8 protein-coding genes are annotated in these 12,802 nt (G+C 64.8%); 2 read left to right on the top strand and 6 right to left on the bottom strand.

All coding sequences use genetic code 11. The features are described 5' to 3' along the window. Positions 1-204: 204 nt before the first annotated feature. Positions 205-993, top strand: a complete 789-nt coding sequence (locus tag AB3N21_RS21160) for a thioesterase II family protein (protein WP_367937065.1) — start codon at positions 205-207, stop codon at positions 991-993. Next, positions 959-6,253 carry a beta-ketoacyl synthase N-terminal-like domain-containing protein gene (locus tag AB3N21_RS21155; protein ID WP_367937064.1) on the top strand — a complete coding sequence of 1,765 codons (5,295 nt, stop codon included), beginning with the start codon at positions 959-961 and terminating at the stop codon, positions 6,251-6,253. Before AB3N21_RS21160 ends, AB3N21_RS21155 begins: the two co-directional genes overlap by 35 nt. On the opposite strand, the gene AB3N21_RS21150 is transcribed toward AB3N21_RS21155, so the two are convergent. The 6 genes from AB3N21_RS21150 to AB3N21_RS21125 all read right to left on the bottom strand — a co-directional run bounded on the left by AB3N21_RS21150 (position 6,246) and on the right by AB3N21_RS21125 (position 12,793). After that, positions 6,246-7,037, bottom strand: a complete 792-nt coding sequence (locus AB3N21_RS21150; protein WP_367937063.1) for a hypothetical protein — start codon at positions 7,035-7,037, stop codon at positions 6,246-6,248. The two genes, AB3N21_RS21155 and AB3N21_RS21150, sit on opposite strands and share 8 nt — an antisense overlap. A 55-nt stretch (positions 7,038-7,092) precedes the next feature. Beyond that, positions 7,093-8,208, bottom strand: a complete 1,116-nt coding sequence (locus tag AB3N21_RS21145; protein ID WP_367937062.1) for a radical SAM protein — start codon at positions 8,206-8,208, stop codon at positions 7,093-7,095. Between the two features lie 89 nt (positions 8,209-8,297). Next, the gene (locus tag AB3N21_RS21140; RefSeq protein WP_367937061.1) at positions 8,298-9,155 is read right to left on the bottom strand and encodes a fumarylacetoacetate hydrolase family protein; all 858 of its coding nucleotides are present in this window, start codon (positions 9,153-9,155) and stop codon (positions 8,298-8,300) included. Between the two features lie 68 nt (positions 9,156-9,223). Beyond that, the gene (locus AB3N21_RS21135) at positions 9,224-10,168 is read right to left on the bottom strand and encodes an ABC transporter substrate-binding protein (protein WP_367937060.1); all 945 of its coding nucleotides are present in this window, start codon (positions 10,166-10,168) and stop codon (positions 9,224-9,226) included. Between the two features lie 93 nt (positions 10,169-10,261). Continuing rightward, complete coding sequence (locus tag AB3N21_RS21130) at positions 10,262-11,269, bottom strand: ABC transporter permease (RefSeq protein WP_171180611.1); 1,008 nt, start codon at positions 11,267-11,269, stop codon at positions 10,262-10,264. A gap of 3 nt (positions 11,270-11,272) precedes the next feature. Beyond that, a complete protein-coding gene (locus AB3N21_RS21125) occupies positions 11,273-12,793 on the bottom strand; it encodes a sugar ABC transporter ATP-binding protein (RefSeq protein ID WP_367937059.1) in 1,521 nt (506 codons plus the stop codon). Between the last annotated feature and the right edge of the window lie 9 nt (positions 12,794-12,802).

The raw sequence follows: 12,802 nt of genomic DNA, 5'->3' as shown, positions 1-12,802 counted from the left end.
CTTCATCACCTATCGGGTTTACGGCCCCGGCCGGACGGGGATCGGGCGAATTGGAGGCGTGTCGCAGTCAGTCGCGGTTCCGGGTGGAATTTCTGAAAGCGTGTTAAAATACAGGCAGAGGGGCACTCGGCATTATTCTTGCGGCTCTCCTGCGGATCAGCGGTCTGGAGAGGCTAATTCATTGACGGTGAAGGGTTCTTTGGCGTGGACAGGTCATTCGAGATTTCCATCAGCGCCCCGGATGCGGGCCTGGTCGATGACGCCCCCCGCCTGATCTGTTTTCCACATGCGGGCGGCAGCGCCGACAAGTTCCAGAAGTGGGTCGGCGAGTTTTCGCCGCATATCGAGCTGCGTGCGGTCACTTTGCCGGGCCGGGGCGGTCTGACCGGGCATCCGCCGATCACCGCATGGGACGGGTTGGCACAGACAGTTGCCGAGCGGATTTTGCCGCTGGCGGACAGGCCCTATGCCCTGTTTGGCCACAGCTTTGGCGCGCTTCTGGCCTATGAGGCGGCGCGCGCGATGCAGCGGCTGGGGCAGCCGCCAGCGATTTTGGCGATGGCCGGACGGGCGCCGCAATGCACAACGTCGGGACCGGGGATCTCAGACCTGCCGGATGAGGCGTTTCTGGCCGAACTGGCGGCGATGAACGGCACGCCGGACGAGGTGCTGGCGAACCGCGCTCTGACGGATCGACTGTTGCCCGCGATCCGCGCCGATTTTGCTCTGCTTGAGTGCTATGACGCGGGCGCGGCGGCGGCGCATGACCCGCTGGCCTGCCCGATACTGGCGCTGGGGTCGGATCGCGACCCGCAGGTGTCGTTCCGCGAGATCATCGAATGGCGCCACCGGACCGGCGCGTCATTCGATTGCCGTATCTTTGCCGGTGACCACTTCTTTCCTTTCACCAACCCGGGCTTTGCGGACGCATTGTTCGACTACATCGACGGGGCGCTGAATGAACAAGGCACGTATTTCGAACAGGCCGGATGACGGCGCGATTGCCATTATCGGCATGCAGGGGCGGTTTCCGGGGGCGGCCGATGTCGAGACCCTGTGGACCAATCTGAAAAGCGGTGTCGAGGCGGTCAGCACCCTGACCGAAGAACAGATGCAGGGCGCGGGCGTTCCCAAAGACGTCTATTCGCTGCCCAACTACGTGAAGGCGGCCACGATCCTCGACGATGTGGACAAGTTCGATGCCGAGTTCTTTGGCTTCAGCCCCCGCGACGCCGAGCTGACCGACCCGCAGCACCGGCTGTTTCTGGAATGCGCGTGGCACAGTCTTGAGGATGCGGGCTATGTCCCCGGCACTTACGAGGGCGATATCGGCGTGTTCGGCGGCTGCGAGCTGAGCGGGTATCTGTATCTGATCAACCGCAATCTGGACCGGCTGGGATTCCTTGACGGGATGCAGCTGATGATCACCAACGACAAGGATTACATGGCCACGCAGGTCGCCTACAAGCTGAACCTGACCGGGCCTGCGATCACGGTGCAGACCTCATGTTCGACCTCGCTGGTGGCGATCTGTCTGGCCTGTCAGAGCCTGATCGAGGGCAGTTGCGACATCGCGCTGGCCGGGGGGGTCACGGTCAAGGTGCCGCAACGGCGGGGGTATCTGTTCACGCCCGGGGGAATTCTGTCCCCCGACGGCCGTTGCCGCCCGTTCGATGCGGCCGCGCAAGGCACCATCGTCGGCAGCGGCGTGGGCTTGGTGGTGCTGAAACGGTTGAACGCGGCGCTGCGCGACGGGGACCGGATCAGGGCGGTGATCCGTGGCTTCGGGCACAACAACGACGGTGCGAACAAGGTCAGCTATGCCGCGCCCAGCACCGAGGGGCAGGCCCGCGCCATCGAAACCGCTTATGAGATGGCCGGGGTCGAACCCCGCAGCGTTGGCTATATCGAGGCGCACGGCACCGCCACCATGCTGGGCGATCCCATCGAGGTGTCGGCGCTGACACGGGTGTTTCGCAAGCAGACGCCGGACCGTCAGTTCTGTGCCTTGGGTTCGATCAAGGGCAATGTGGGCCATCTGAGCTGCGCCGCCGGGGCCGCCGGGTTGATCAAGGCCGCGCTGGTGGTCGAGCGGGGAGAGATCCCGCCAAACGCGCATTTCAACGTGCCCGCGCCGGGGATCGATTTCGCCTCGGGGCCCTTTTACGTGAACCGCGATTTGGCCTTGTGGGACAGCAATGGCGGGCCGCGCCGGGCGGGTGTCAGTTCGTTCGGGGTGGGAGGCACCAATGCCCATGTCATTCTGGAGCAACCGCCACGGCAGGCAGGCAGCGGCTCCGGACGCAGGCGACAACTGCTGGTGATGTCGGCCCGCAGCGAGGCGGCGCTCGAGCGACTGTCGCAGGCCTATGCGCGCCGGATGTTGGGGGCGACGGGCACTGAGTTTGCCGATATCGCCTATACCGCCCGGATCGGGCGTGCACGTTTTGCGCATCGGCGGTTCGTCGTGGGGGACAGCGACAATCCGGCGGGCACGGCGCTGGCTTTGCTGTCGCGAAACCCCGACCGGCTGCGCACGTTTCAGTCGGCGGGCGACGACCGTCCTGTGGTCTTCATGTTCTCGGGCCAGGGCGCGCAGTATCCGGGCATGGGGCGTGATCTTTATGCGCAGGAGTCGGTGTTCCGCGACGCTTTCGACACCTGCCGCAAAGCATTCCGCTATGAAACCGGTGTGGACCTGAAACCGATCGTGTTTCCCGCCAAGAGCAGGGCCAAAAAGGTGGCGGAGAAACTGAGGCAGACCGAGATCACTCAGCCCGCGCTGTTCTCGGTCGAGTATGCGCTGGCCCAGCTTTGGATGTCGTGGGGGGTGACGCCGCAGGCGATGATCGGGCACAGCATCGGCGAATACGTGGCCGCCACGCTGGCCGAGGTGATGTCTCTGCCGGATGCGGCCAGGCTGGTGGCGCGGCGCGGGGCGCTGATGGCGTCCTGCCCGCGCGGCACGATGCTGGCCATCCCTAAACGTGAGGCGGATGTGCGCCCGTTGCTGCCGCCCGACATCGCCGTGGCCGCCGTGAACGCGTCGGGCATGACGGTGGTTGCGGGGCCGACGCCTGCGGTCGAGCGGCTGGCGGAGCGGCTGGAAAAGCAGCGCATCGTGCCGACGCGGCTCAGGACCTCGCACGCGTTTCACTCGGCGATGATGGACCCGATCCTCGACCCGTTCATCGACGCCTTCGAGGGGATCACGCTGAATGCGCCTACCATCGACGTGATCTCGAACCTGACCGGAGAGGTTCTGACCGCCGAGGCCGCCACCGACCCGGCCTATTGGGCGCTGCATCTGCGCAGCGCGGTGCGCTTTGCCGATTGCGTGCGGACCTGCCTGAAGGCGCCCGAGGCGGTGCTGCTGGAGGTCGGGCCGGGGCGCAGCCTGTGCAATCTGGCCGGGCTGCAAGTGGGATCGGCGGGGGAGAACGCGGTGCTGGCCTCGATGGACAGCAGGTCCGGCGCGGTGGATGAGGGCGATCTGCTGACGGAGTGTCTGGGCCAGCTCTGGGCCCATGGCGCGCGGATCGACTGGGACAGGTTCCATTCCGGTGAGGGCCGGCGCCGGGTCAGCCTGCCGGGATACCCGTTCGAGCGCGACAGCTATTGGGTGGACGGCGCCGAGGACCCCAGCATTCCCGCCGCCGCGGCCCGTCAGGCGATGGCGCACTGGGCCTATCTGCCGAAGTGGAAAGCCGCCGATCTGCCGGACGACCTGCCCGCCCTGCCCAAGGGCGCGCGGGTACTGATCCTGACCGACAACGGTCCGGCTGCCGCCGCGCTGGAGGCCGGTTTGCGCGAGGATGGGGTGCAGACGGTCATGGTGCGCACCGGGAAACGGTTTGCTGCGCGCAGTGACCGGGGTTTGACCCTGAACCCAAGCGATCCCAAACATATCGCCCGGCTGTTCGAGGCTGTCGCTGAGTCCGAACAGCCCTTGACGCATGTGGTCTGCCTTTGGCCGCTTGCCGCGCGCGACCCCGAAGATGCCGCACTGATGATGCAGCAGCTTGCTTTGGCGCTGTCCAAAGCCAACGGTTTGACCAAGGTGCGGATACTCTGCGTCACGCGTCAGAGCCAGCCGGGGCGGGCGGATGGCACGAAGAGGCCCGAGGCCTCTCCTGCCCTCGCGCTGATGAAAGTGATCAATCAGGAGTTTTCGAACCTGCGCGGCACCTGCCTCGATATGGCAGCGTCCGATCTGACCAAGGCCAAGGCAGCGCGATGTGCGGGGATCTTGCGCAACGAGTTGCGCGCGCCGGGTTTTGCAGCCTCGGTCGCCTATATCGGTGGCAAACGGCATGTGCTGGGGTTCGAACCTGCCGGCCTCGATCCGGTCGAGACCTGCCCCCTTTTGCGCGATCAGGGGGTCTATGTGATCACCGGCGGGCTGGGCAATATCGGGCTGGCGGTGGCCGAGATGCTGGCCAGCCGCTACCGGGCGCGGCTTGCGCTTGTGGGGCGTTCAGGGTTCGCGCCCAAGGAGGAATGGCCGGATCTTGCGGCGAGCAAGGACGAGTTCGACGCCACCGCGAAACTGGCGCGGCGGTTGCTGGAGATCAACAAGGCAGGGCAGGTCATGACCGTTGCGGCGGATGTGGCCGATGCGGAGGCTCTGCGCGTGGCACTGGGGCGGGCTGAGGAGAAATTCGCGCCCATAAACGGTGTCTTCCATCTGGCCGGAAACGTGTCCGAGGGGTTTGGCCCGCTGAAAAACCTGACCGAGGCGGAGTTGCACCAGCAGTTCCGACCCAAGATCGGCGGCGTGCAGGCATTGGCCGACGCGCTTGCGGGGAAGGAGCCGGATTTCGTGATGCTGGGCTCGTCGCTGTCGGCGATGCTGGGGGGCCTGAACCTTGGGTATTATGCGGCGGCGAACCAGTTCCTCGACAGTTTCGCAGCGCCGCAACGTCCAAAGTCAAAGACACGCTGGATGACGGTCAACTGGGATCAATGGGCCTTTGCCGGGCAGCAGCACGGTGAGAACGCGATCTCCCCGGCGCATGGGGCCGAGGCCTTGGAGCGGCTGATGTGTCTTGGGGTCGATCAGGTGGTGATCTCGACCACGCCGCTGAGAAAGCGGCTGGCGGAATGGGTGGATTTCACGGTGACACCCGAGGCGACGGAGAAAGCCGCAGGCCACAGCCGCCCGAACCTGTCGAACCCGTTCGAGGCGCCCAAGAGCGATATGGAGAAGATCCTGGCGGAGATCTGGGAGGATCTGCTGGGCCTCAGCCCCGTCGGCATCCACGACAAGTTCTTTGAGCTGGGCGGGCACTCGCTGCTGGCCATCGAGATGACGATGAAGATCGAGGAACAGTTGGGGCATGCGATGGAGGTCGGGCAGATCTTCGACACGCCGACGATTGCGGGTCTGGCGCCGCTGATCGAGGCCGAGGTGCAGAGCGGACCGGCGCCCAAGGAGCAACCCGCCGCGCCCGCGCCGGAGGAACCCGAACCCGAGCTTGATCTGGACGGCACCAAGCAGAGCTTTCAGGACATGTATGACGGGGTCACCCGGCAGTTGGACGGCTCGGCCTTTGGCGCGTTTGCGCATTTCCTGAACTACGGATATGTGCCCAATGGCGCGCCGGAGGCGTCGTCGGTGCGGCTCGACGACAAGATGCTGAACCGCAACTCGGTCAAGCTGGCGCTGGAGGTGATCGGGGCCTATCCGGTCGCGGGCAAAACCCTGCTGGATGTCGGCTGCGGTCGCGGCGGGACGGCGCGAACGCTGGTCGAGTTCTTTGATCCGGCGGCGGTTACCGGGCTGGATCTGTCGGGCGTGGCCATCGAGTTCTGCCGCAAGACCCATACCGATGCGCGGCTGCGTTTCGTGCAGGGCGATGCCGAGGATCTGCCTTTTGAGGACGCCAGTTTCGATGCGGTGACCAATATCGAATCCTCGCACACCTACCCCGCGATCCAGCGGTTTTATGCCTCGGTGAAACGGGTGCTGAAACCGGGCGGGCACTTCCTTTACACCGATCTCATGCCGGTCGGAAAAATGCACCAATGCATGGAGCTTTTGCGCGAGCTGGGGTTCGAGCTGCATCAGGACCGGGACATTACGCCGAACGTTCTTCTGTCCTGCGATGAAATCGCGGCTTCGCGGCTTGGGGCGTTCGAGGGGGATCAGGCAGGGTGGAGCAATTTTCTGGCCGCCCCGGGATCGGCGGTCTACGAGTCGATGAAATCCGGCGAGTGGACCTATCGCATCCTGACGCTGACGGTCACGTGACCTCGATCTGCATCGAGATCAGCTGGTCGCGCCCATTGCCCAGCCCCACGATCACCAGCGCGCTGGAATAGGTGTTGCCAGCCTCATAGAGCTCGGCATCGAGCGGGACATGCACGGTGACGGTCTGTTTCTGACCGGGCGCGAGGTTCAGCAGGTCGGGGATGATGTCGACCATGGCGCCATCCAGGCTGTTCCCGTCGGCATCCAGTATGGGCGTCGGTGACACCCGGGGGCTGACGCTGGTCGCCAGGCTGTTTTCCACATCGAAACTGGTGGCGAGCGTCGATCCGGCCTCGCCCCGCAGGATCAGGCCATTGCTCTGCTGCGGTTCCTCGACCGTGGGGTCCTTCAACCCCTTGTGTTGCAGGAAAAAGAACAGCTCATCGGTGTAGCGCTTGGACAGCGCCTGCGCCGAGGCGGCGTAGCGGATGGCGAGTTGCAGCCCCTCCTGCGCGATTTCCGCGCCACGGGTTTCGGTGAACTCACGATAGAGATCCGCCAGTTCGGGGCGATAGCCCTGTTCCGACAGCCGCTGATACTGCGCTCCCGCGTCGGTGTAATGCCGGGTGAAGGCGTCGTAGATGCTCTGGAGCTGGCGATAGCTCTCCTCCATCGCGGCGTTGAGGTCGGGTTTCGGCGGCGGTGTGTGCGGGGGCATTTCCGGCGCCGCGGGCGCTTCGGTCGGCGGTGGCGTGGGTGCGGCTGTTTTGCGCGCCTTGGCCGCCGGGCGTTTGGCGCGGGTGGTGGTCGTCTTTTTGGGCTGCTTTCGTGGTGTCCGGGCCATGGGTGCCCCCCGATGAATGGCTAAACCGCAATACCGGCCAATGGTATATCAAAGCTCAGGAAATCGCTACGGCAGCGTCCTGTTCGCGGCGAAGCGCCGCCTGATGCCAGGTGCCCAGCAAAGCGATGAAGCCCGCCAGATTGGCCGTGCTCGCCGCTTGCGCCCGCCCGTGCGTGGCGGCGGAAAGGCCCCGGTGCAGCGCCAGCACGCCGTAGCGCTCGGCGACCTGTTGGATCAGGGCTGGCTGGCTGTAGGCGAGCGACAGGTGCCGCGGTTCCCATACGGTGTTGAAGTACAGGACCGCGTCCAGCTCATCGGCGAAATCGAGCAGTTCGGGCAGTTCCTGCCAGTTGGTGGTCATCATGCAGGCGGAGATGCCGAACGACCGGCCGTGGTGGCGGGAGTAATCCGCCATCCAGCGAGTATTGGCGATCACCGCGTCATAATCCGCGTTGCGCCGGATCGAGGCGTAGGTGGCGGGGTGCACGCTGTCGAGCGACACGCCCAGATGGAAGTTCCCCCGCTTCAGAAAATCGTGGACGCGGTCGGAGAGGATCGAGGCGTTGGTCTGCACCGTGATCTCGCACTCGGGGTTCAGCACGATCAGGCGATCCCAGATCCGGTAATAGAGCCGCATCAGGAAGGGCTCTCCGCCATAGAATGTGGTGCCTTCGAGATGAGGAAGGAAGTCTTCAAGCTGTTCGACAAAGGCGGCGTCGTAGACGTTGCGCTTGGCGGGCAGCCGGTCGCGGTAACGGCGGATGCGCGAGGACAGATCACCGTTGCACATGATGCATTCGAGGTTGCAGGTGTTGTGCAGCTCAAAGGAAAACGAGGTCGGATGGTCCGGATCGACCGACCAGCGGTCGGAATGCTGCGCCACCACCGCGCCGTAGTTGCCGACCTCGATCTGAGAGCCGCAGCCGACACAGCCGCCGGAAAGATCATTTGCCGCGATGCTCTGGCACAGGGCCTGGCGGGGCCGCCCCTGCCAGATCTCGCGGATGGTGTTTTTGGGGTAGCGGCCCAGAACCGTCTCGCGGTTGTAGCAACAGCTTGTCACCTTGCCGTCGGTGCCGAAGAACAGGCTGGTCGAGGGGCTGTAGCACAGGTGCTCGCGCGGGCCGCACCGGCGTTGCAGGTTGTAGAGATATATCTGGAGGGCGTTCAACAGGTCCTCCCGTCCCGGGCCCCGTGCCGATGCAGCCTAGCACACTGGCGGGCTGTTGGCACGGGCAGGGCTTAGGGGACCCGCTGGCGTCAGTTGGCGCGGCGCACATTCTGGGTCTGAACACCGAGGCCCTTGATCCCCAACCGCATCACTTCGCCACCTTTCAGATAGACCGGCGGTTCTTGCCCCATGCCGACGCCGGGCGGGGTGCCGGTCGAGATGATGTCGCCGGGCTGAAGGCTCATGAACTGGCTGCAATAGGCGATCAGGTGCGGCACCTTGTAGACCATGGTGGCGGTCGAGCCGTCCTGATAGCGGTGCCCGTCTACCTCAAGCCACATGGGCAGGGCGTCGTAGTCGCCCACCTCGTCCGGGGTGACCAGCCACGGGCCGGTTGGGCCGAAGGTATCGTTGCCCTTGCCCTTGTCCCAGGTACCGGCGCGGTTGAGCTGGAAGTCGCGTTCGGACACGTCGTTGACCACGCAGAAACCCGCCACGTGGCTCAGCGCGTCTGCCTCGTCGATGTAGCGGCCGCCTTTGCCGATCACCACGCCCAGTTCGACCTCCCAATCGGTTTTCTCGGAACCGCGCGGGATTTCCACGTCATCGTCGGGGCCGGTGATGGCCGAGGTCCATTTGCCGAAGATCACCGGTTCGGGCGGGATGTCCATGCCCGCCTCGGCAGCATGGTCGGCATAGTTAAGGCCGATGCAGATGAATTTGCCCACCTGCCCGACGCAAGGCCCCAGCCGCAGGTCCTGTTGCGGAGTGCCGTCGACCACCGGCAGTGTTGCGGGGTCCAGCGCCCTGAGCCGGTCGATGCTGTCGGGCAGCAGCGCCGCGCCCGCGATATCGGCCACATGCCCCGACAGGTCGCGCACCTGTCCGTCGTTATCCAGCAATCCCGGTTTTTCGGCACCGGCGGGCCCGTAGCGCAGCAGTTTCATCCTGTCTGTCCCTGTTCATGAATCGGCCCGGCAAACACCTGCCGGGCCAAGGGTTACCCTGCCTGCGTTCAATCGTACAGAACGGCGGCAATCTTGGGGTCGTCGATATTCGACGCATCGTAGTAGTAGAACCCGGTGTCGATGAGCGCCGGGACCTCTTCGCCCTTCACCGCGGCCACGGCGGCCTTGACGGTTTCATAGCCGATGCCGACCGGGTTCTGCGTAATCGCACCCGCCATCAGGCCGCTCTTGATCGCGTCCTTCTGGGCCTTGCCGCTGTCATAGCCGATGATCGTCAGCCCGGTGGTGCCAAGCTCCTGCACGCCGTTCACCACGCCGATGGCCGAGCCTTCGTTGGTGCCGAAGATGCCCTTGAGGTCCGGGTTCGCCGTCAGGATGGCCTTGGTGACCTCGGTCGATTTCAGATGGTCGCCCTGACCGTACTGGACCGTCACCACCTCGATATCGGGATATTTCTCGGCGATGCGGTTCACGAACCCGTCGCGGCGGTCGATGCCGGTGCGGCTGGTCTGGTCGTGGGCAACAACGGCGACCTTTCCGGTGCCCCCGATCAGCTCAGCCATCTTGTCGGCGGCCAGTGATGCGGCGGCGAGGTTGTCGGTGGTGGCGGTCGAGACGGGGATGTCGCTGTCCACGCCGCTGTCGAAGGCGATGACGGGAATGCCCGCATCACTGGCCTGACGCAGCAGCGGGATCGCGGCCTGGCTGTCCAGCGCGGCAAAGCCGATGGCGGCAGGTTTGTTGGCCAGCGCGGCGGCCAGCATGTCGATCTGGCGGTCCACCATGGTCTCGTTATCGGGGCCTTCGAAGGTGATGCGGATCCCCATCTCGTCAGCGGCCTGTTCGGCGCCGAGCTTGACCGCCTGCCAGAACTGGTGCTGGAATCCTTTCGACACCAGCGGCACATAGAGATCCTCGGCCGAGGCGGTTGTTGCGGGGGCGGCCAGCGCCAATGCGCCAAAGGCCCCCAAAATGAAACGACGTGAAAGCATTTCTTCTCCTCCTGTTGGATGCTCGGATCGGTTGCCTGCCGGTTCGGAACGTCCCCCGTTCTCTTGTTCAGTTGGCCAGTTCAGTTGGCCCGTTCAATTGGTCTGACGGCGGCGGACCATGTCCGCGTAGACCGCCAGAATGATGATCGCGCCGGTGACCACGGTCTGCCATTCCTGCGCCACGGACAGCACCCGCAGGCCGTTGGTCAGCACCGCCATGATCAGCGCACCGATCAGGGTGCCCAGAATGGTGCCGCGCCCACCCGAGAGCGATGTGCCGCCGATCACCACGGCGGCAATCGCCTCAAGCTCGTATCCCAGCCCCAGCGCCGGTTGCGCCGAGTTCAGGCGCGAGGCGATCAGGATGCCGGCGATGCCGCAGATGCCGCCCGCCAGCGCATAGATCCCCATCTTCCAGGCGTCGGTGTTGACGCCCGAGAGGCGCACCGCCTCTTCGTTCGAGCCCAGCGCAAAGGTGTAGCGGCCCAGCACGGTGCGGCCCAAGATGTAGGAGGCCGAAAGCGCCACCAGGAACAGGATCAACACGCCGTTGGGGATGGGCAGCGCCGGGATGATCTCTCCGATCAGCGAACCGCGCGAGATCTGGTCAAAGCCGGGCGTGTCGTTGAAATAGATCGGGCGCGTGCCGGAAATGACCAGCGACAGCCCCTTGAGGATCAGCATCATGCCCAGGGTGGCGATGAAGGGCGGGATTTTCATCTTGGCCACGAACGTGCCAGAGCAGAGGCCGCAGAACGCGCCCGCCCCGATGGCCGCCGCCACGCCCAGCGGCAGGGGCATCCCGGCATAGGTCAGCACCACCCCGGCGATCACCGCGCAGAAGGTCATCAGCGTGCCCACCGACAGGTCGATGCCGCCGGTGATGATCACCAGCGTCGCCGCCACCGCCAGCACGCCGTTCACGGATGTCGCCTGCAGGATGGCGATCATGTTCGAGGTCTGCATGAAGTTCGGAGACGCGATGGAAAACCCGATCAGCAGCGCGATCAGGCTGGCGAAAGCCAGCAGTTTCTGATGCGCGCCGGTATCCACCAGATGCGAAAGCAGGGTCTTCGATTTGGTCTCGGTCGCCGATGTCATGGTTCAGGTCCCCGTCGGTTGCATCGCCGCCTCGCGTTGGGTCGCGAGTTTCATGATGTCTTCTTGTGTGGTCTCGGTTCCGCCCGGCAGGATGCCGGTCAGCCGCCCCTCGCACATCACCGCGATGCGGTGGCTGAGGCGCATGATCTCGGGCAGTTCGGATGAGATGACGATGATCGTCTTGCCCTGCGCGGCGAGTTCCTCGAGCAGCTTGTAGATCTCGGATTTCGCGCCCACGTCGATGCCGCGCGTGGGTTCGTCAAAGATCAGGATGTCGCAATCGCGCAGCAGCCATTTGGCGATCACCACCTTTTGCTGGTTGCCGCCTGAGAGCAGCCGCACCTCCTGCGTGTCCGACGGCGTGCGGATGCCGAGCTGACGGATATAGCCCTGCGCGGCATCCCGCATTGCGCCATCATCCAGCGCGCCGCCGCGGCGGGTGAACCGGTGCATCGAGGCCAGCGCGATGTTGTCGCGCAGGTTCATGCCGGTGGCGAGGCCGAAATGTTTGCGATCCTCAGACAGGTAGCCGATCCCGGCGCGCACCGCGTCGGAGGGGCTGCTGATCGGGACCGCCCGCCCATGCACCCGGATGTCTCCGGCGTCACGCGGGTCGGCGCCGAAGATGGCGCGGGCGACCTCGGTCCGGCCCGCGCCCATCAGGCCCGCAAAGCCCAGGATCTCGCCGCTGCGGACCGAGAAACTAACATCCCGGATCTCGCGGCCTCGGGACAGATCCCGAACCTCAAGCGCGATTTCGGCCTGCGACAGGTCGGGTACGTCCAGCGGGTCGTCCTTGACCTCGCGGCCCACCATCATGGCGATGATCTGGTTGATCGGCGTCGCGGCGGCATCCACCGTGCCTACATATTCGCCGTCCCGCATCACCGTGACGCGGTCCGCGATACGCTTAAGCTCATCCATCTTGTGGCTGATATAGACGATGCCCACGCCCTCGGCGCGCAGGCGGCGGATGATCACGAACAGCTCGGCAATCTCGGCATCGTTCAGCGCCGCCGTGGGTTCGTCCATAATCAGAACCTTCGAGCGGTAGGAGAGCGCCTTGGCGATCTCGACCATCTGCTGCTTGGCGATGGTCAGGCTGCCGACCGGCGCCCTGGGATCGAGGGTCAGGTTCATCGAGGCAAAGATCTCGGTGGTTTGCGCGTTCAGCGCCGCCTCGTCCAGCCGCCCGAAGCTTTTGCGCGGCTCGCGGCCGATAAAGATGTTCTGGGCCACGGTCAGATCGTTCATCAGGCTGAGCTCCTGATGGATGATGCCGATCCCCAGATCCTGCGCCGCGCGCGGACTATCGGGACTGACACTGCGTCCTTCGATCTGCAGGTCACCTCCGTCGCGGCTGTAGATACCGGACAGGATCTTCATGAGTGTCGACTTGCCAGCGCCGTTTTCGCCCATCAGGGCGTGAACCTCTCCAACCTCGAGATCGAACTGCACGTTCTTGAGCGCATGGACGCCCGGAAAGCGCTTTTCGATGCCGGTCATGCTGACGATGGGTGCCATCTCCTGTCC

This window comes from Ruegeria sp. (assembly GCF_040830605.1).
GTDB lineage: Bacteria > Pseudomonadota > Alphaproteobacteria > Rhodobacterales > Rhodobacteraceae > Ruegeria.
Note: the sequence above shows the minus strand (reverse complement) of the source record. Positions and strands in the feature narration are given on the sequence as shown.

What these genes read in the sequence shown, in the direction of transcription:
- AB3N21_RS21155 (WP_367937064.1), top strand. Translation starts at nt 959, where the DNA reads ATGAACAAGGCACGTATTTCGAACAGGCCGGATGACGGCGCGATTGCC.
- AB3N21_RS21150 (WP_367937063.1), bottom strand. Translation starts at nt 7,037, where the DNA reads ATGGCCCGGACACCACGAAAGCAGCCCAAAAAGACGACCACCACCCGC.
- AB3N21_RS21140 (WP_367937061.1), bottom strand. Translation starts at nt 9,155, where the DNA reads ATGAAACTGCTGCGCTACGGGCCCGCCGGTGCCGAAAAACCGGGATTG.
- AB3N21_RS21135 (WP_367937060.1), bottom strand. Translation starts at nt 10,168, where the DNA reads ATGCTTTCACGTCGTTTCATTTTGGGGGCCTTTGGCGCATTGGCGCTG.
- AB3N21_RS21130 (WP_171180611.1), bottom strand. Translation starts at nt 11,269, where the DNA reads ATGACATCGGCGACCGAGACCAAATCGAAGACCCTGCTTTCGCATCTG.
- AB3N21_RS21125 (WP_367937059.1), bottom strand. Translation starts at nt 12,793, where the DNA reads ATGGCACCCATCGTCAGCATGACCGGCATCGAAAAGCGCTTTCCGGGC.